The sequence below is a fragment of the Aquabacterium sp. genome (genome assembly GCF_049317225.1).
Lineage (GTDB): Bacteria > Pseudomonadota > Gammaproteobacteria > Burkholderiales > Burkholderiaceae_C > Aquabacterium.
The window spans coordinates 84222-102281 of record NZ_JBMOIR010000008.1 but is presented as its reverse complement, the minus strand read 5'-3'; the positions used below and the strand labels follow the sequence as shown (position 1 = coordinate 102281).

Here is an 18060-nt window from a genome sequence, read left to right as displayed (position 1 = left end):
ATGCCGAAAGGCCGCCGCTCCTGAGCGTGGCGGCCTTTTCCGTTTTTCAGTTCTGTCCTTTTTCTCTCTGGAGCAGCCCATGACCGCACAACTCATCGATGGCAACGCCCTGTCCAAACAATTGCGTGGCGAAGTCGCACAACGCGCAGCCGCCCTCACCGCCAAGGGTACCAAGCCTGGTCTGGCCGTGATCTTGGTGGGTGACAACCCCGCCAGCCAGGTCTACGTGCGCAACAAGGTCAAGGCCTGCGAAGACGCCGGCTTCAAGTCGGTGCTGGAAAAGTACGACGCCACCCTGACCGAGGCTGAACTGCTGGCCCGCGTCGATGCATTGAACAACGACCCCAGTATCCACGGCATCCTGGTGCAACTGCCCCTGCCCAAGCACATCGACGACCACAAGGTCATCGAAGCCATTTCGCCCCTGAAGGACGTGGACGGCTTCCACGTTGCCAGCGCAGGCGCCCTGATGGTGGGCGAAGTGGGCTTCAAGGCCTGCACACCCTACGGCTGCATGAAGATGCTCGAGTCCATCGGCATGAAGGACCTGCGCGGCAAGCACGCGGTGGTCATCGGCCGTTCCAACATCGTGGGCAAGCCCATGGCCATGATGCTGTTGCAAGCCAACGCCACGGTCACCATCACCCACAGCGGCACCGCTGATCTGGGCGCCATGACCCGCCAGGCCGACATCGTGGTGGCCGCCGTGGGCAAGCGCAATGTGCTGACCGCCGACATGATCAAACCCGGTGCCGTGGTCATCGATGTGGGCATGAACCGCGACGACGAAGGCAAGCTCTGCGGTGACGTGGACTTCAACGGCTGCAAGGAAGTCGCAGGCTACATCACCCCCGTCCCCGGTGGGGTTGGCCCGATGACCATTACCATGCTGCTGGTCAACACCATGGAAGCAGCCGAGCGCACCTCAGGTCAAGCCTGATGCGCTGCGCAAGGCCGATGCCACCCGGCACTGGCCTTGCATTCCATCGGTGACGCCTCATTTATCCGCCCAGGACTCTCTGTCACACCCCATGAGCACCAACCCCTTGCTTGACACCACCGGCCTGCCCCTGTTCGATCAGATCAAGCCTGAACACGTGACACCCGCACTGGACGTGCTGCTGGCCGATGCCGACGGCGCGCTGACCCGGGTCACTGGCCCGGAGGTTCCTGCCGACTACGATGCGCTGTCGCTGCTGCTGGACGTGGCCACCGAGCGATTGGGTCGCGCATGGGGTACGGTGGGGCACCTCAACAGTGTCGCCGACACGCCTGAGTTGCGCGCAGCCTACAACGAGAACCTGCCCCGCATCACCGAGTTCTACACCCGCCTGGGTGCCGACGAGCGTCTGTACGCCAAGTACAAAGCGTTGGCAGAAGCCCAGCACAACCTACCAGCGCATGATCTGCTGAGTGCGCCCCGCCAACGTGCGCTGGACAATGCCTTGCGTGGCTTCGTGCTGGGTGGCGCCGAACTGCAAGGCGCCGCCAAGGATCGCTTTGCAGCCATCCAGGAAGAACAGGCGGCCAAGTCGCAAGCCTTTTCCGAGCACGTGATGGATGCCACCGATGCCTACGCCTATTACGCCAGTGCCGACGAACTGGCTGGCGTGCCGCAAGACGTCATCGATGCCACCCGTGCTGCGGCACAAGCCGAAGGCAAAGAGGGCCACAAGCTGACACTGCACATGCCGAGTTACTTGCCGGTCATGCAGTACGCCACCCACCGTGGTCTGCGCGAAACCCTTTACCGTGCGTACACCACCCGGGCCAGCGAATTGGGCGCCGCCGAGCGTGACAACTCGCCCCTGATGCGTGACATCGTGGCCCTGCGCCAGGAAGAGGCCCAACTGCTGGGCTACGCCAACTTTGCCGAGGTGTCGCTGGTGCCCAAGATGGCCCATGACCCACAGCAGGTGATGGATTTCCTGCGCGATCTGGCCAAGCGCGCGCGCCCCTTCGCCGAAACCGACATGGCCGAGTTGCGCGCGTTCGCCAAGAGCGACTGCGGTCTGGACGATTTGCAAGCCTGGGACGTGTCCTTTGTGAGCGAAAAGCTCAAGGAGGCCCGCTACGCGTTCAGCGACCAGGAAGTCAAACAGTACTTCACCGAGCCCACCGTGCTCAAGGGACTGTTCAACCTGATCGAAACGCTGTTTGACGTGCAAATTCAGTCGGACATCGCGCCGGTGTGGCATGAGTCGGTGCGCTTCTTCCGCATCGAACGTGACGGCAAGCTGGTAGGCCAGTTCTACCTCGACCCCTACGCTCGCCCCGGCAAGCGCCCAGGCGCCTGGATGGACGACGTTCGTGGCCGCTGGAAGCGCCCTGACACCCACACCACCCAAACACCCGTGGCGCACCTGGTGTGCAACTACGCCAAGGGTGTGGGCGACAAGCCCGCCCTGCTCACCCACGACGACGTGACCACCCTCTTCCACGAGTTCGGCCACGGCTTGCACCACATGCTCACCCAGGTCGATGACATCGGCGTGGCGGGCATCAGCGGTGTCGAATGGGACGCTGTCGAGTTGCCCAGCCAGTTCATGGAGAACTTCTGCTGGGAATGGGACGTCGTTCAGAAGCTGACCTGCCACGTCGACACGGGGGCCTCCCTGCCCCGTGAGTTGTTCGACAAGATGACCGCTGCCAAGAACTTCCAAAGCGGTTTGATGACCCTGCGCCAGATCGAGTTCTCGCTGTTCGACATGCGACTGCATGCCGAACCCGGCAACGAAAGCCGCATCCAGGCCGTGCTCGATGAGGTGCGCCAGGAAGTTGCGGTAAACATTCCGCCAGCGTTCAATCGTTTCCAGCACAGCTTTTCACATATCTTTGCAGGCGGCTACGCTGCGGGCTACTACAGCTACAAGTGGGCTGAGGTACTCTCTGCAGATGCTTACGCCGCCTTCGAAGAGGCAGCGACGCCCGAGTTCGGTGTGCTCAACCCCGAAGTCGGTCGTCGTTACCGTGAAGCCATTCTGGAAGCGGGCGGAAGCCGCAGCGCCATGGAAAACTTCAAGGCTTTCCGCGGTCGTGAGCCTCAAATTGATGCCCTCTTGCGCCATCAGGGCATGAGCTGAAGACAGACAAGGATGACGAAGATGAAGCCGAGCGTTGTTGCGACAACTTTGATCACCAGCCTGACCTTGGTTGGCATGAGTTCGTCGGCATGGGCCCTCTATAAGGTCGTGGAGCCAGACGGCCGCATCACCTACACCGATCGTGAACCCGTCAACCAGACGGCTCAAACGATCAAGGCCAACGGCGCCACCTCATCCACTGAGAACCTGCCATTTGAATTGCAGGCGTCCGTCGGACGTTATCCCGTCACGCTTTACACCAGCAAAAGCTGCTCGCCTTGCGATGCAGGCCGAGACCTGTTGCGCAGCCGCGGTGTGCCTTTTACCGAGAAAACGGTCAACACCCCTGATGACGTGCGCCAATTCCGCGCCTCTGAAAAAACCGATCAGTTGCCAGTGGTTCGCATCGGTGCCAAGCAGATCCTCGGGTTCAGCCAAGGTGAATGGACCGAGTACCTGAATGCAGCGGGCTACCCCGCCACGTCCATGCTGCCCCGCAATTATCGCCAGGCTAGCCCATCACCGCTGGTGCCACCGCCTGCCGCCAAGGCCAGCGAGCCCGCACCATCGTCGAGCCAGTCTCCTGACACTTCTCCAGCCTCGCCTGCGGGCAACGCTCCATCCGGCTTCCGTTTCTGATCCTTGACTGATACCACTGTTCCCGCCGCAGCCGGTGCTGCACCCGCGTCCGTTGTCATTGTTGGCGGGGGCCCGGCCGGTCTCATGGCAGCCGAAGTGCTGTCTGCCCACGGCGTGCCCGTTGATCTGTACGACGGCATGCCTTCGGTGGGCCGCAAGTTTTTGCTGGCAGGCAAAGGCGGCCTCAACCTGACCCATTCCGAGCCGTTTGAGCGCTTCACCACACGATTTGCTGAACGTGAAGCGGCGCTGAAGCCTGCTGTCGAGGCATTTTCACCCGACGCCATGCGTGCTTGGGCTGCCGACTTGGGTGTCGACACCTTCGTCGGCACGTCCGGACGGGTGTTCCCAACCGACATGAAGGCTGCCCCTTTGCTGCGCGCCTGGCTGCATCGCCTGCGCGAAGCGGGCGTGCGCTTTCACATGCGTCACCGCTGGACGGGCTGGACCGATCAAGGCGCACTGCGTTTCACCACACCCGATGGTGAAATCAACAAGGCAGCGGCCTGCACCATCCTCGCTTTGGGAGGCGGCAGTTGGGCTCGACTGGGGTCAGACGGCAGCTGGATGCCGTTGCTGCAGGCCAGAGGCGTAGACACGGCCCGCTTGCAATCGGCCAACTGTGGCTTTGATGTGGCACCTACAGCACCTGATCGTGCAGGCTGGAGCGATTTCCTACGGCACAAGTTTGCGGGACAGCCCATCAAACCTGCGGCCATCACCGTGACCGATGTTCAGGGGCACACGCAGCGCCAGCAGGGTGAGTTTGTGCTGACCGACACCGGCATCGAAGGCAGCCTGATTTACGCCTTTTCCAGCCGCATCCGTGAGCGCATCAATCAAGATGGTGCGTGTACCCTGCACTTGGACTTGCTGCCCGCGCACACGCCAGAACAGGTGCTGGCCGAGGTCAGCCGCCCACGTGGACCACGCAGCCTGTCCACCCACCTGAAGAGCCGACTGGGTCTGCAAGGTTTGAAGATGGCCTTGCTGCACGAGTGCCTGTCACCCGAGCAACTGGCCGATGACGCCAGCCTTGCTCAGGCCATCAAGGCTCTGCCCCTCACCGTGACGCGCACACGCCCCATGGACGAGGCCATCAGCACGGCCGGTGGCGTCAAGTTTGAAGCGATGGACGAGCACCTCATGGTTCGTTCATTGCCCGGCGTGTTTTGTGCAGGCGAGATGCTGGATTGGGAAGCCCCCACCGGCGGCTACCTGCTCACAGCGTCCATGGCCACGGGTCGACAAGCGGGCTTGGGCGCGCTGGCCTACGTTCGGCCAACACAGGCGTAAAAAAACCAGCCTCGGCGAGGCTGGTTCGCAGAGAGGCTGATCACTCAGCCTCCAAAGCGCAGCGCGCGCTCAGAACGTCATGGTCTTGACGCCTTGGGCCGTACCCAACAAGCACACCGAAGCCTTGTTGCGCGCGAACACGCCCACGGTCACAACGCCGGGGATCTGGTTGATGTCGGATTCAAACTGCGCGGGCTTCGTGATGCTCAGGCCCGTCACGTCGACCACCACGTTACCGTTGTCGGTGGTCACGCCTTCACGCACCTTGCCCACGCCGCCCAGCTTGGCAAAAGCGCGGATCACCTGTGCGGCGCCCATGGGAATCACTTCCACAGGCAGAGGGAACTTGCCCAGCGCCTGAACCAGCTTGGATTCGTCGGCAATGCAGACAAACTTGTCGGCCAGATCGGCCACGATCTTTTCGCGCGTCAGGGCTGCGCCGCCGCCTTTGACCATGTTGCCGGCGTGATCGATTTCGTCAGCGCCATCGATGTAGACACCCAGGGCCGTCACCGACTCTGCGGGCAAGACCTTGATGCCCAGCGCTTCGAGGCGCTGCGTGCTGCGGACCGAACTGGACACGGCGCCGACCACGCGGGCAGGATCGGCCTTCAAGGCTTCGCCCAAGGCGTCGATGAACTTGTCCACGGTCGAGCCGGTGCCCACCCCCACGATGCTGCCGGGTTGCACATAGTCCAGCGCCGCGCGGCCAACCAGGGTCTTGAGTTCGTCTTGGGTCATCTGTGGGGTTCCGTTGGTTTGGGCATCGAGCGGCTCAGAAGGGGCGTCCGGTCAGTGTCATCCACGCCAGCAGCCCGCCGATCATCACCGGCTGATGCACCATGTAAAAAGTCAGGCTCCAGCGTCCCAGCACCGCCAATTTGCTGCGCGCAGCGGCGATGAAACGCGGCAAGCCGGCATTGTCACCCGAACCGAGGGTTTGTGCCGAGAGCCAGTGTCGGCGGTGTGACAGGATCCACTGTGTCGCGGCCATGCCCCACCACATCACCCCGAGCCACGGCAGGATGGGGACGTAATCTTCGGTGATGGGCTTGTGCGTGACCAGCCCCACCCAGTTGGTCAAACGTGTGTCAAAAAACGGATGCTGAATGAGTTGCGGCAAGGCCAGTGCCACACCGCCCAGCCCCCACAGCCGGCTTCGCAAAGGCGCACTCAAGCGGGCCACGATGAGCATGACAGCCATGCCATGCAGCACACCAAAGCTGATGTAGCTGTGAGGAAACATGAACCAGCTGCCGGCGCTGACCAGCAGCGCGCACCCCACGATTTGCGCCCACCGGCGCCAGAAACGTGCCAAGGTCTGCCCTTGCTCGGTGGCCACAGCCTGCCCGGCGCCTGCGCAAATCAGGAACAGCGAGAGGATGCAGGTGCGCTGCACCGTCCACAGCGGATCGGCGTAGAAATTCGCGTCCAGCAGGCGGTAGTTGCTCAGGTCAAAACAGAAGTGAAACACCGCCATCCAGATGAGCGCGAAGCCTCGCAAGGCATCCAGCCGGTCAAAACGGCCTGAATTCCCACTGGCTTGAAGTGACGATTGAAGGTTTTGAGCTTTTTTCGAGCGCATGGCGCTAGTATCGGCGGTTTGCTCTTTTGCAGTTGCCTGCGCTTGCCCCATGTCTCTCGCCCGCCACCAAATTGAATTGCTCGCGCCCGCCAAGACTGCCGACATCGGCATCGAGGCCATCAACCACGGCGCAGACGCTGTCTACATCGGCGGACCGTCGTTTGGCGCGCGCACCAACGCCAGCAACGAGGTCAGTGACATCGCCCGTCTGGTGCAGCATGCGCACCGCTACAACGCCAAGATTTTCACCACGCTGAACACCATCTTGCGCGATGACGAACTGGAGCCTGCCCGCAAGCAGATCTGGGAGCTTTACGACGCCGGGGTGGATGCCCTGATCGTGCAGGACATGGGTTTGCTGGAATTGGACCTGCCCCCGATTCAGCTGCACGCGTCCACGCAAACCGACATTCGCACGGTGGAGAAGGCCAAGTTTCTGCAGGATGTGGGTTTCAGCCAGATCGTGCTGGCGCGTGAACTCACACTCAAGCAAATTCGCACGATTGCGGTCAACACCCACTGCGCGATCGAGTTTTTCATCCACGGTGCGCTTTGCGTGGCCTACAGCGGCCAGTGCTTCATCAGCCACGCCCATACCGGCCGCAGTGCCAACCGCGGTGATTGCTCTCAGGCTTGCCGTCTGCCCTACAACGTGATGGACGACAAAGGCCAGATGGTCGCGTTCGAACAGCACGTGCTGTCCATGAAGGACAACGACCAGAGCGCCAACCTGCGAGCACTGATTGATGCCGGCGTGAGTTCGTTCAAGATCGAGGGCCGCTACAAGGACATGGGCTATGTGAAGAACATCACCGCCCACTACCGCATGCTGCTCGACGAGATCCTCGAAGAGCGCCCGGAGCTGGCCCGTGCGTCGGCCGGTGAGTGCACGTTCTACTTCCAGCCCGAACCCGAGCGCAACTTCAACCGAGGCAGCACCGACTACTTCGTGAACGGCCGCAAGGAAGACATCGGCGCCTTTGAGTCACCCAAGCACCTGGGCTTGCCGGTGGGTGAAGTCACCAAGGTGGGTGACAAGTGGTTTGACGTGCTGATCGAAGATGAGGCTGTCAAAGAATCGGGCGGCATCCACAACGGTGACGGCCTGAACTACCTGACGCTGACCAAGGACATCGTAGGCGTGCAGGCAAACACCGCCGAGCCCGTGGGCAAGTCGGGCCGCATCTGGCGCGTGTTCCCCAATGAAGACATTGAAACGCTGAAGGACTTGAAGGCGGGCGTGGCCATCAACCGCAACCGCGACCGTGCGTGGGAAAACCTGCTGTCGAAGAAGTCGTCCGAGCGCCGCATGGGCCTGTGGATGAACCTGACTGACACCGACGATGGTCTGGCGCTGACCGTGACCGACGAAAACGGCCACACCGGTAAAGCCCGTGTGGTTTGTGACAAGCAGCCCCCTCAGTCGCCCGAGAAGGCGGAAGCCAGCCTGCGCGACAACCTGACCAAGCTCGGCGCCACGCTGTACGCTGCGCACGACCTGATGCTGTCGACCCAGCAACCCTGGTTCGTGCCCGCCTCGGCCGTCAATCAATTGCGTCGGGACGCCATCGCCAACCTGGAGGCGGCCCGCGCAGCGGCCTACGAGCGCCCTGTGCGCGCCAAGGCTGTCGAACCGCCTGTGACGTACCCCGAGGACTCGTTGAGCTATCTGGCCAACGTGTTCAACCACAAGGCGCGCGACTTCTACGCCAAACATGGCGTCAAGGTGATTGAAGCCGCCTACGAGAGCCATGAAGAGTTGGGTGAAGTCAGCCTCATGATCACCAAGCACTGCGTGCGTTACTCGCTGAGCATGTGTCCCAAGCAGGCCAAGGGCGTGACCGGTGTGCAAGGCCAGGTCAAGGCCGAGCCGCTGCAGTTGGTCAATGGCAAGGAAAAGCTCACCCTGCGCTTTGACTGCAAGCCCTGCGAGATGCATGTGGTCGGCAAGATCAAGAAATCGGTGCTCAACCAGATCCCGGCAGCCCCCGTTCAGTTCTACCGCACTCGACCCACAGCCTGACCGCCGCCGGCCTGCATGATTTCGTCATGCGGGCGTCTCGCTACTGTCATATCTGGTCATCAACATGGTCGCCATGCGGCCATGGATCAACGACCCACTCTTGCGAGCCTTGTCGACACCCACTGGTGAACGTCCCACCGGTGGAGTGCACGGCATGCCGCGCTCATCGACCACGCCCGATGTGCCCCTTGACCACGGTGCATCGTCGGAAGGTAGCTACCGGGTTCGCACCGTCTGGATTTCAGATGTGCATCTGGGCACGCCCGGGTGTCAGGCCAACGCCTTGCTGGAATTTCTGAAGCAGGTGGAGTGCGACACGCTGTATTTGGTCGGCGACATCATTGATGGCTGGCAACTGCGTCGCAACTGGTACTGGCCGCAGGCCCACAACGATGTGGTCCAAAAGCTCTTGCGCAAGGCACGCAAAGGCACCCGGGTGATTTATGTGCCGGGCAATCACGACGAGTTTGCGCGGCACTTTCTGGACCACGCTTTTGGCGGCATCGAGCTGGCGGAAGAATGCCTGCACACCACAGCCGATGGCAAGCAACTGTGGGTGACCCATGGTGACCTGTACGACGGCGTGATTCAGTGCGCGCGCTGGCTGGCGCTGCTGGGCGATTCGCTTTATGAATTCACGCTCAAGCTCAACCGGCATTTGAACTCGTGGCGTGCACGTGTTGGCCTGCCTTACTGGTCTTTGTCCAAGTACCTCAAGCTCAAGGTGAAACGCGCAGTCAGCTATGTCGCCGACTTCGAGCAAGCCTTGGCACGTGAAGCCCGCAAGCGCGGCGCCGATGGCCTGGTGTGCGGCCACATCCACCATGCCGAGATGCGTTCGATTGACGGCACCCTGTACTGCAACGACGGTGACTGGGTCGAAAGCCTCACCGCCTTGATCGAGCACCCGAACGGTGAGTTGGCCATCGTCGACTGGTCTCGTGTCATGGCGGGCAAGGCCGATGCGTGGCCTGTGCCCCGCGAGTCGGAGCGGACTGCGGCACAATAGCGCCCGTTTTGCCCGACTCCCGGGCCCTCGCTGGAGCGCACCCTATGGCATTCGCCGACAACCTCAAACAATTGCCCCCCGTGGCCCATCTGTCTGGCCTGAAGCTGATCGACGGCGCAGGCAACGTGGCCGCCACCATTGAAAACAAGCCGGGCCAGGCTGGCTCGCTGGCTGTGTATGCAGCGTTGGCCGCCAAGCACGGCAGCATCAACGTGGCGGCGGCGCAAGAAGGCATCGAGATCTACGCCGAGCACACCGCCGACTCGCGCGCCAACCCCGGCAAGCACCCCAACATCGACCGCCTGCTGGCCGTCATCGAATCCGGCAAGGGATTCACTGTGGAATTGATCCAGACCTGATCCCTCTTGCCGTCATGGGGGTACGATTAAGGAAACATCGTACAAGTCCCCATGACGACTGCTGATTCTGTTTCTTCGCCTTCAGAGACCCCGAACGACACGCCCTTGCTGCGTTTGAAGCGGGTCGCCATCGACACCTATCGCGAGAACGTTGCCTACCTGCACCGGGATTGCGCCATCTATCGCGCAGAAGGCTTTCAGGCCTTGTCCAAGGTGGAGATTCGCGCCAACGGCCGCCGCATCCTGGCCACGCTGAACGTGGTCGATGACGCCTGCATCGTAGACCGTGACCAACTGGGCCTATCCGAAGACGCCTTTGCGCAATTGGGCGTGGCCGACGGGCACCCGACCCGCGTCAGTCAGGCCGAGCCGCCTTCCTCCATTCCTGCGCTGCACCGCAAGATTGCTGGTGAGCGCCTGAGTCACGACGACTATCACGCCATCGTCAAAGACATCGCCGAGCACCGTTACTCCAAGATCGAGCTGACGGCTTTTGTGGTCGCCACCAATCAAGGTGAGATGGACCGCGAAGAGATCTACGGTCTCACGGACGCAATGGCCGCGGTGGGCCGCAAGCTGGACTGGTTGGCCCACCCCGTGGTGGACAAGCATTGCGTCGGTGGCATCCCGGGCAATCGGACCTCGATGCTGGTCGTGCCCATCGTGGCAGCGCATGGCATGTTGTGCCCCAAAACCTCGTCCCGGGCTATCACCTCGCCTGCCGGCACCGCCGACACCATGGAGGTGCTGGCCAATGTGGAGCCGCCTTTCGAGCGTCTGAGCGAGATCGTGCGTGAGCACCGAGCCTGTCTAGCCTGGGGGGGCACCTCCGACCTGTCACCTGCCGACGATGTCCTGATCTCGGTGGAGCGCCCCTTGTCCATTGACTCGCCGGGCCAGATGGTGGCGTCCATCATCTCCAAGAAAGTCGCGGCCGGTTCCACGCACTTGTTGCTGGACATCCCGGTGGGGGCAACCGCCAAGGTACGCACCATCCCCGATGCGCAGCGACTGCGCAAGCTGTTCGAATTCGTGGCCAAGCGCATGGGCCTGACCATTGACGTGGTCATCACCGACGGCCGTCAGCCCATTGGCAACGGCATCGGGCCGGTTCTGGAAGCCCGAGACGTGATGTGGGTGCTGCAAAACGACCACCGTGCCCCCCATGATCTGCGCCAGAAGGCCTTGCGTCTGGCTGGGCGCATGCTGGAATTCGACCCAGATGTCCGCGGGGGCGACGGCTACGCCATTGCCCGTGACATTCTGGAATCCGGGCGCGCCCTCGCCAAGATGAAAGCCATCATCGAAGCGCAAGGCGCCAAGCCCTTCAACCCCGACGCCCCCGAACTGGCACCGCTCAGCTACGAAGTGCTGGCCAAGCGCGACGGCATCGTTACCAGCATCGACAACCTGCAACTGGCGCGCATTGCACGCCTGGCAGGGGCACCCAAGGTTCAGGGCGCGGGTGTCGACATGCTTCACAAGCTGGGCGACAGCGTGCGCGCCGGTGAACCGCTGTACCGTGTGTATGCCGCGTACTCGGCTGACCTCGCCTTTGCCCAACAGGCCAGCGAACGCAGCAGCGGCTTCATTTTGGGTGAAACCGTGACGGAAACCCGCCAGTTTGTGGAGTTCTGATGACTGCTCATCTGCTGTACCTCGACGACGAGCAAGCCCCCGCACTGCGATTGGCCGAGGCCTGCGGGCTTCCCGAACTGTGTGTCGAACGACACCGTTTCCCTGACGAAGAGTTGCGACTGCGATTGCCGGTCGATGCCAGCGGCCGCCTGCCAGAGACATTGGTGATTTATCGCAGCCTCGACCGGCCTAACGACAAATTGGTGGAGTTGCTGCTCATCGCCCGTGAAGCTCGCAAGCTGGGGGCTCGCCACCTGCTGCTGGTCACGCCTTACCTGGCTTACATGCGCCAGGACATGGCCTTTCACCCAGGTGAAATCGTCAGTCAGCGCATCGTCGGTGCATTTCTGGCAGACCTGTTCGATGGCGTCATCACGGTCGACCCCCACCTGCACCGCATCGACACCCTGCAAGAGGCCATTGACTCACCCTATGCCATCAGCCTGTCCGGCGCCCCGGCCTTGGCCGAATTGATTGCCCGCGAAGTACCCGACGCCATCCTCATGGGGCCCGATGCCGAGTCCGCACAATGGATCGCCTCGGCGGCGGCCGTGGGTGGTTTTGCGCATGGCGTGTGCACCAAGACACGCCACGGTGATCACGATGTTCGCATCACCCTGCCGGACGTCAACGTGCAAGGACGCGCCGTCGTATTGCTGGACGACGTGGCCAGCTCGGGGCGCACCTTGGCCGTGGCCACCCGGCTCTTGTTCGATGCTGGCGCGGCCAGCGTGGACGTGGCGGTCACCCACGCCTTGTTTGCGCACGACGCCCTGCAAGTCATTCGAGACGCTGGCGTTCGCCACATCTGGAGCACGGACTGCATTGTTCATGAGAGCAATGCCATCGAGATGGCCCCGATGCTGGCGCGCAGCGTCAACACTTGGCTGGTTCAGGCCTGATCCGGCTCGTGCACACCAAGCAAAAAGGCGTGCATTTTTTTCATATTGCCCGGATTAGAGCCGGCGACAGTGTCATGTCAAGACTACGCTGTGAGCTTGGTCGATCGACCAGCTTTCAACGGAGAACAACATGAAACCCGCTGTCCGCAACGCCCTGATCGGTTTGGGCGCCTGTGGTGCTGCCGCCGTTGCAGCATTGCCTTGGTTCAGCTCACGCGCCCTGGACAAACAACTGGCCGAAATGGCGGCCAAGCCATCGGGCCAGAGCGACATCATTCTGCGCAACCTGCAGCACAAAGCGGGCTACCTGAGCTCCAGCGGGACCGTGGACGTCGTTCTGCGCGACCGCTGCCATGAAAGTGATGCCGGCGGCAACACCACGTTCCGCGTGAGTTACGAAGCCCATCATTTCCCGACCCCCGCAGCCGCGACGCGATTTGACTGGAAGCTCACCCCCACGGGCGACGCGAGCGCCGCCTTCGCCAAGGTCTTTGGCACCGACAGCCCCCTGTCTGGGCAAGGCGCGGTGAGTTGGCGCGGCACGGTGCAGTCCGAGATGAAGCTGCCGGCCATTTCGTATGGTTCGGAAGGCAGTCGGTTCGAGACCGAACCGTCACAAGGCCGCATCGCCGCCAACGACAAGGCACTCCAGTTCAACTGGAACCTCGATCGTGCGGTGCTGCGTGGGCATGGGCGAGCGCTGGAGCTCAAGCAACTCAGCATCGACATGGATCTGCAGGATCGCCACCGCGGCATCGGTGACATGGCGTTGCGCATCGCCACATTTGGCACGCAAGACGCCAGCGGGGAAGGCTTTGAGCTGAAGTCTGTGGCCGCAGAGCACGACGGCAAGATCGACTCGACTTTCACCCAATCCCTCAAGCGTGTTCAGTTTGCGGACCAGAATCTCCAGGACTTGGTGCTGGAGGCCTCCCTCAAGGGCTTGCATGCCGCCAGTGTTGAAACGCTCACCACGGTCCTGAGCAACTCGTGCGGCATGGACACGCTGACGCGAGACGAGTCCACGCGGGTTCGCGATGCGATCAAGACGCTGTTGAGCAGTGGCATGACCGCCGGCATCAACAAGTTGAGCGGCAAGGGACAAAGTGGTGCCATTGAAGGCCAATGGCACCTCGCGCTGGCTCCTGTTCAGACAGGCCAATCTGTGAGCCTTGACCAGCAAGTCAGCTCGGAAGGGCAAGTACTGATCAAGGGGCAAGTCCTCAATGCGGCCCAAAAGGAAATGCTTGTGGCCAGCGGCTTTGCGGTCACCACTCCTGAAGGCATCCAGTCATCGTTCAAGTACGGCAAGGGGACGTTGACCATCAACGGCAAGCCTCGCGATGGCAGTGGCATCCAGCACATGCTTGCCTCTCTGGACGAAAAGCTGATGATGGTGCTGCAAGGCAAGGTGGACACCCAGGTTGCAGACAACGAACCAGAGCAAGAAGTGGCCGTAGACGAGCCTGCTGAAGCGGCCCCAGCCGATGCAGCCGCTCCGGCAGCACCTCCTTCCGATGAGGCCCAGCCACCCGCTCAACCAGCGCCCGCCCCAGCCCCTGCACCGGTGTCCAACGCCTGCGCGGACGTGGCGAGCTGCGCACGTCAGACCTTGCTGGCTGCCACACGCGAGGACCTGGATGCGATTCGGCAGGCCGCCACCCGCATCGATGGTTTCAACAAGCCCGATCTGGGCAACAAGGCGCAAGCGCGCAAGCTCAACAACGATGCCTTGGCTGCCCTGCAGCAGGGGGATGCCCAACAAGCTGTCACCTTGCTCCAGAACGCACAGCGTGAGAACCCACGCGACATCGAAGTGGCCAGCAATCTGGGCTACGCCCTGATCAAGGCGCAACGCCCCAAGGAAGCGGTGACTGTGCTGACCAACGCCTTGCTGCTGGATCCACGCCGCACCTCGACCTGGGCGCCCTTGGGTGAAGCCTACGCTCACCTTGGGCAATCGATCGAAGCGGCAGCTGCTTTGTGGACCGCATGGCAATGGTCAGGCAACCGTGACCGCACGCTGTCTGCATACATGGACAAAGTACAGCGCGAGGCGGCCGCTCGTCCGCCCCTGGCCGATGCCTATCAAACCGCTGTGCTGTGGATCCGCGACGGCCAGCGCCCTCGCTTCACCAAGTGACACGCTGAATCCGCGTTTTATTTCTGGCGATAGCCGGAGGGGGCCACACCCTCCCATCGCTTGAACGCTCGGCGAAAATTGGCCATATCGGTGTAGCCTAGGGTGTAAGCAATCTCTTGCACCGACAAATGCCCGGCAGTCAGGTGTGCCACAGCCAGCTTGTGGCGCACGCTCTCCAGAATCTCCTTGTAGGACGTTCCTTCGTCCTGCAGGCGACGGTGCAAGGTGCGGGGCGTCAAATGAAACAGGCGGGCCGTCACCTGCAGTGACGGAAAACCGTTCTGCTTTTCCAGCATGATGCGACGCACCTTGTTCGCCAGCGATGCGTTTTGCTGAACCTTGTCGAGCTCTCGCTCACAAATGGCTGCGGCCTGCGCAAAGGTGGCCGCATCGGCCATGGTCAAGGGTTGATCCAGCACCTCAGCCGGAATCGTGAACCCCGCCCACGTCTGCCCATAGCGCACCTCACACCCAAGCATGTCAGTGGCCAGTTCTGAGTAATCGGGTTGCGCAAACGGAAAGGCCACCCACTGCACATGGCGTGAACCCATGGTGATGTAGTCCAGCACGTTCTTGACCGTCAGCACGATGGCCTCCAGCACCGTGCGCTGGATGTCGCCCAGGGGGATCGGCTCCTGAAACTGCACCCTGACCTCTGCGCCCTGCACCTCATGGCTCACCGCCACCAAGTTGGTCCGCACGCCGATGTAGCGCTCAAACAGGTCCAATGCCTGGCGCAAGGTGCCGCTGTTCATGGCGGCATAGCCCAGGATGCCATGGGTGTTCACCACCAGCCGCTCGCCGACCAACAAGCCCAGTGCACGCTCACCCGAGCAGGACAGCGCGTCAACGATGAGCCGGTATGCCACATCGAAAGACGCCGCGCGCTGTGCGTCGAGCAAGTCTGATTCAGACAAGCCGCTCTTCGCCAACCACGCTGGCACATCCGTACCCAAAGCGCGTAACAGATCGGCGATCTGCCGCACGTAGTGCATCGGGAGGGTGAAGTCTTGCTGTGGCATGGCGGCGCATTGTCAATAAATGACCCATAAATGTCAATTTGCAACCTACCCTGATACGCCGCAAATTTTTACGATGAGGTCACTTTCTTGATCTGTCTTTGGATTTGCCGGAGAACGCATGTTTTCTTTCCTTTCTAAAAAAAAACCGACCACAGCAGCGATCAACGGGCTCGCCATTACCGTACAGCCCAAGGAGACCTTGCTGCAGGCCGCACTCCGACAAGGCATCGATTTCCCGCACAGTTGCCGCGTCGGTGGCTGCGCAGCTTGCAAGTGCAAGCTGCTCAACGGCAAGGTCAAGGAACTGACGGAGGCCAGCTACATCCTGTCGGACGCCGATCTGGACCAAGGCTACATCCTGGCCTGTCAATCGGTGCCCACCACCGATGTGACCATTGAGGTGGACATCAGCGCGCAGCAGGCGCGTCGCCAAGTCCAAGGCCGCGTAATCGGCCAAGAGCGCCTGACCCACGACATCACACAGTTGCGCGTGCAACTGGACGAGGCACTGACGTACAAAGCCGGTCAATACGCCAACCTGAGCTTGACCACCCTGCCCGGCGTCGCGCGCAGCTACTCATTTGCTACGCCGATGCAACCCGAAGCGCAGGTCAGCTTCTTTGTGCGCAAGGTCCCGGGCGGCACGTTCTCCAGCCGAATCAACGAGCAAGACGTCATCGGCCAAGCCATCACCGTTGACGGCCCCCTGGGTGACTTCTGGCTACGCCCCGGAGACGCCCCATTGTTCTTGGTTGCGGGCGGCAGCGGCTTGGCCCCCATCCTGGCTCTTCTGCAAGACGCGCTCGCCAGCCAATCCCGCCGCCCCGTGACCTTGCTATTTGGCGCACGGCAGGCTCGCGACCTCTACGCACTCGATCAAATCCAGGCCCTTGAGCGCCAATGGCCTGCGGCCTTCCACTTCGTGCCGGTGCTGTCGGCCGACGACATCGAGCCCGGCTGGACCGGCGCACGCGGCATGGTGATCGAACACATCCCGACCCACCTGCCCGTTGGTGCCCAGGCCTACCTCTGCGGCCCGCCCGTGATGATCGATGCGGCTGTGCCTCTGTTGAAAAAGCTGGGCGTGGCCCCCGATCACATCTTCACCGACCGGTTCACCACGCTGCACGACCCGCTCTGCGCGGCAGCCTGATCGCCCTCTCACCCACCACAACAAGAGACAACATGATCATCCTTCACTACCTCAAGTACTTCCTCTTCCATGCGATTGGTTTGCTGTCGATGGCCGCGATCGTGGCTGGAGGCGGCTACACCACCGCAGGGCTGCTCACCGTCCTCGTGGTCTACCTGATTGGCGATGCCGTCTGTGGCGACGACACCTCCACTCCACAGTTCAAGCATCCCGGCATCCTGACGGTGCAGTTGTGGCTGGCGCTGCCTTTGTTGATGATGATCGTGTTCTCGGCCGTGTGGACCGTGTCCTCCGGTGACCCGCTGGGCTTCGGCGCCTGGCTGACACAACTCACTGGCTATGACGTCCTCGCGGCGCGAGACGCTACCACCTGGCCGCACCACGTGTCAGGCATCGTCATCACAGGTCTGATGATCGGGATGGTGGGCACGATCACGGCCCACGAGCTCACGCACCGCACCTGGGACCCGGTGTCCATGTTCATCGGCCGCTGGTTGCTGGCCTTCAGTTTTGACACCATTTTCTCGATCGAGCACGTTTACGGGCACCACCGCTATGTGTCGACCATTGATGACCCTGCCACCGCACCGCGCGGTCGCAACGTGTACTTCCACATCGTCGCCTCCACGATCAAGGGCAACATCAGCGCCTGGCACATCGAAGCCAAGCGTTTGGCGCGAAAGGGGCAGGCCCTCTTCTCATGGCACAACGCGGTCATCCGCGGGCACCTCATGAGCGCATTGCTGGTCGGTGTGGCATATGCCATAGGCGGCTGGGCGGCAGCAGGCTTCTTTGTGGCGTGTGCGCTGTGGGGCAAGTCACTGCTGGAGATCGTGAACTACATGGAGCACTACGGCATGGTGCGCAACCCTGCGACGCCGGTGCAACCCCGCCATTCCTGGAACACCAACAAGCGCATCAGCTCGTGGGCCATGTTCAACCTGACCCGCCACTCGCACCACCACGCCCAAGGCGAGGTGCCCTATCAGGACCTCAAGCCCTTCCCTGACGCCCCCATGATGATTGGCGGCTACCTGACCACCATCATGGTCGCCATGATCCCGCCGCTGTGGCACAAGCTCATGACACCCAAAGTGCAAGCCTGGGATCGCGACTACGCCTCAGGCGAAGAGCGCAAGCTTGCCGCACAAGCCAATGCACGCAGCGGCATTGCAGCCCTGCAAGGCCGCTGACTGACACCAGCAGCC

General features: G+C 61.9%; 15 protein-coding genes. 12 read left to right on the top strand and 3 right to left on the bottom strand.

Features of this window, described 5'->3' with window-relative positions; translation table 11 throughout:
• Positions 1-79 precede the first annotated feature (79 nt).
• The 4 genes from folD (at position 80) to ACOYNB_RS07745 (ending at position 5018) form a co-directional block, all read left to right on the top strand.
• Positions 80-940 (top strand): bifunctional methylenetetrahydrofolate dehydrogenase/methenyltetrahydrofolate cyclohydrolase FolD, encoded by an 861-nt coding sequence (gene folD / locus ACOYNB_RS07760; protein ID WP_422838529.1) that lies wholly within the window; start codon positions 80-82, stop codon positions 938-940.
• Between the two features lie 91 nt (positions 941-1031).
• Positions 1032-3083: a M3 family metallopeptidase gene (locus ACOYNB_RS07755; protein WP_422838528.1), complete on the top strand. Its 2052-nt coding sequence runs from the start codon at positions 1032-1034 to the stop codon at positions 3081-3083.
• Between the two features lie 21 nt (positions 3084-3104).
• Positions 3105-3722: a glutaredoxin family protein gene (locus ACOYNB_RS07750; protein ID WP_422838527.1), complete on the top strand. Its 618-nt coding sequence runs from the start codon at positions 3105-3107 to the stop codon at positions 3720-3722.
• A 3-nt stretch (positions 3723-3725) separates the two neighbouring features.
• Positions 3726-5018, top strand: coding sequence for a TIGR03862 family flavoprotein (locus tag ACOYNB_RS07745; protein ID WP_422838526.1), 1293 nt, complete (start codon positions 3726-3728; stop codon positions 5016-5018).
• Between the two features lie 69 nt (positions 5019-5087).
• Here ACOYNB_RS07745 and rpiA read toward each other — a convergent pair whose 3' ends face one another.
• Together rpiA and ACOYNB_RS07735 are read right to left on the bottom strand one after the other, a co-directional pair.
• Entirely contained in the window at positions 5088-5759 is a 672-nt protein-coding gene (gene rpiA, locus ACOYNB_RS07740; RefSeq protein ID WP_422838525.1) for a ribose-5-phosphate isomerase RpiA, read from the bottom strand.
• Between the two features lie 34 nt (positions 5760-5793).
• A complete protein-coding gene (locus tag ACOYNB_RS07735) occupies positions 5794-6603 on the bottom strand; it encodes a DUF1624 domain-containing protein (RefSeq protein WP_422838524.1) in 810 nt (269 codons plus the stop codon).
• A gap of 49 nt (positions 6604-6652) precedes the next feature.
• On the opposite strand from ACOYNB_RS07735, the gene ACOYNB_RS07730 reads away from it, so the two are divergent.
• The 6 genes from ACOYNB_RS07730 (at position 6653) to ACOYNB_RS07705 (ending at position 14677) form a co-directional block, all read left to right on the top strand.
• Positions 6653-8626 (top strand): peptidase U32 family protein, encoded by a 1974-nt coding sequence (locus ACOYNB_RS07730; protein ID WP_422838523.1) that lies wholly within the window; start codon positions 6653-6655, stop codon positions 8624-8626.
• A 154-nt stretch (positions 8627-8780) separates the two neighbouring features.
• Positions 8781-9635, top strand: coding sequence for a UDP-2,3-diacylglucosamine diphosphatase (locus ACOYNB_RS07725; protein WP_422838549.1), 855 nt, complete (start codon positions 8781-8783; stop codon positions 9633-9635).
• Between the two features lie 44 nt (positions 9636-9679).
• Positions 9680-9994 carry a DUF2322 family protein gene (locus tag ACOYNB_RS07720; RefSeq protein WP_422838522.1) on the top strand — a complete coding sequence of 105 codons (315 nt, stop codon included), beginning with the start codon at positions 9680-9682 and terminating at the stop codon, positions 9992-9994.
• A gap of 51 nt (positions 9995-10045) precedes the next feature.
• Complete coding sequence (locus tag ACOYNB_RS07715) at positions 10046-11632, top strand: thymidine phosphorylase family protein (RefSeq protein WP_422838521.1); 1587 nt, start codon at positions 10046-10048, stop codon at positions 11630-11632.
• Positions 11632-12534, top strand: coding sequence for a ribose-phosphate diphosphokinase (locus ACOYNB_RS07710; RefSeq protein WP_422838520.1), 903 nt, complete (start codon positions 11632-11634; stop codon positions 12532-12534). The genes ACOYNB_RS07715 and ACOYNB_RS07710 overlap by 1 nt, the downstream gene beginning before the upstream one ends.
• Before the next feature lie 130 nt (positions 12535-12664).
• On the top strand, positions 12665-14677 hold the full coding sequence (locus ACOYNB_RS07705) for a DUF945 family protein (protein WP_422838519.1): 2013 nt from the start codon (positions 12665-12667) through the stop codon (positions 14675-14677).
• Positions 14678-14694: 17 nt separating this feature from the next.
• Here the strand turns inward: ACOYNB_RS07705 and ACOYNB_RS07700 are convergent, their stop codons facing one another.
• The gene (locus tag ACOYNB_RS07700) at positions 14695-15699 is read right to left on the bottom strand and encodes an AraC family transcriptional regulator (RefSeq protein WP_422838518.1); all 1005 of its coding nucleotides are present in this window, start codon (positions 15697-15699) and stop codon (positions 14695-14697) included.
• 118 nt (positions 15700-15817) lie between these two features.
• Here ACOYNB_RS07700 and ACOYNB_RS07695 point away from each other — a divergent pair, with 118 nt between their 5' ends.
• On the top strand, positions 15818-16852 hold the full coding sequence (locus tag ACOYNB_RS07695) for a 2Fe-2S iron-sulfur cluster-binding protein (RefSeq protein ID WP_422838517.1): 1035 nt from the start codon (positions 15818-15820) through the stop codon (positions 16850-16852).
• A gap of 32 nt (positions 16853-16884) precedes the next feature.
• Positions 16885-18045 (top strand): alkane 1-monooxygenase, encoded by a 1161-nt coding sequence (locus ACOYNB_RS07690; RefSeq protein WP_422838516.1) that lies wholly within the window; start codon positions 16885-16887, stop codon positions 18043-18045.
• Positions 18046-18060: the final 15 nt, after the last annotated feature.

Excerpts from the sequence above, each read along its gene's own strand:
- folD (WP_422838529.1), top strand. The coding sequence starts at position 80 with ATGACCGCACAACTCATCGATGGCAACGCCCTGTCCAAACAATTGCGT.
- ACOYNB_RS07755 (WP_422838528.1), top strand. The coding sequence starts at position 1,032 with ATGAGCACCAACCCCTTGCTTGACACCACCGGCCTGCCCCTGTTCGAT.
- ACOYNB_RS07750 (WP_422838527.1), top strand. The coding sequence starts at position 3,105 with ATGAAGCCGAGCGTTGTTGCGACAACTTTGATCACCAGCCTGACCTTG.
- rpiA (WP_422838525.1), bottom strand. The coding sequence starts at position 5,759 with ATGACCCAAGACGAACTCAAGACCCTGGTTGGCCGCGCGGCGCTGGAC.
- ACOYNB_RS07735 (WP_422838524.1), bottom strand. The coding sequence starts at position 6,603 with ATGCGCTCGAAAAAAGCTCAAAACCTTCAATCGTCACTTCAAGCCAGT.
- ACOYNB_RS07730 (WP_422838523.1), top strand. The coding sequence starts at position 6,653 with ATGTCTCTCGCCCGCCACCAAATTGAATTGCTCGCGCCCGCCAAGACT.
- ACOYNB_RS07725 (WP_422838549.1), top strand. The coding sequence starts at position 8,781 with ATGCCGCGCTCATCGACCACGCCCGATGTGCCCCTTGACCACGGTGCA.
- ACOYNB_RS07720 (WP_422838522.1), top strand. The coding sequence starts at position 9,680 with ATGGCATTCGCCGACAACCTCAAACAATTGCCCCCCGTGGCCCATCTG.
- ACOYNB_RS07715 (WP_422838521.1), top strand. The coding sequence starts at position 10,046 with ATGACGACTGCTGATTCTGTTTCTTCGCCTTCAGAGACCCCGAACGAC.
- ACOYNB_RS07710 (WP_422838520.1), top strand. The coding sequence starts at position 11,632 with ATGACTGCTCATCTGCTGTACCTCGACGACGAGCAAGCCCCCGCACTG.
- ACOYNB_RS07705 (WP_422838519.1), top strand. The coding sequence starts at position 12,665 with ATGAAACCCGCTGTCCGCAACGCCCTGATCGGTTTGGGCGCCTGTGGT.
- ACOYNB_RS07700 (WP_422838518.1), bottom strand. The coding sequence starts at position 15,699 with ATGCCACAGCAAGACTTCACCCTCCCGATGCACTACGTGCGGCAGATC.
- ACOYNB_RS07695 (WP_422838517.1), top strand. The coding sequence starts at position 15,818 with ATGTTTTCTTTCCTTTCTAAAAAAAAACCGACCACAGCAGCGATCAAC.
- ACOYNB_RS07690 (WP_422838516.1), top strand. The coding sequence starts at position 16,885 with ATGATCATCCTTCACTACCTCAAGTACTTCCTCTTCCATGCGATTGGT.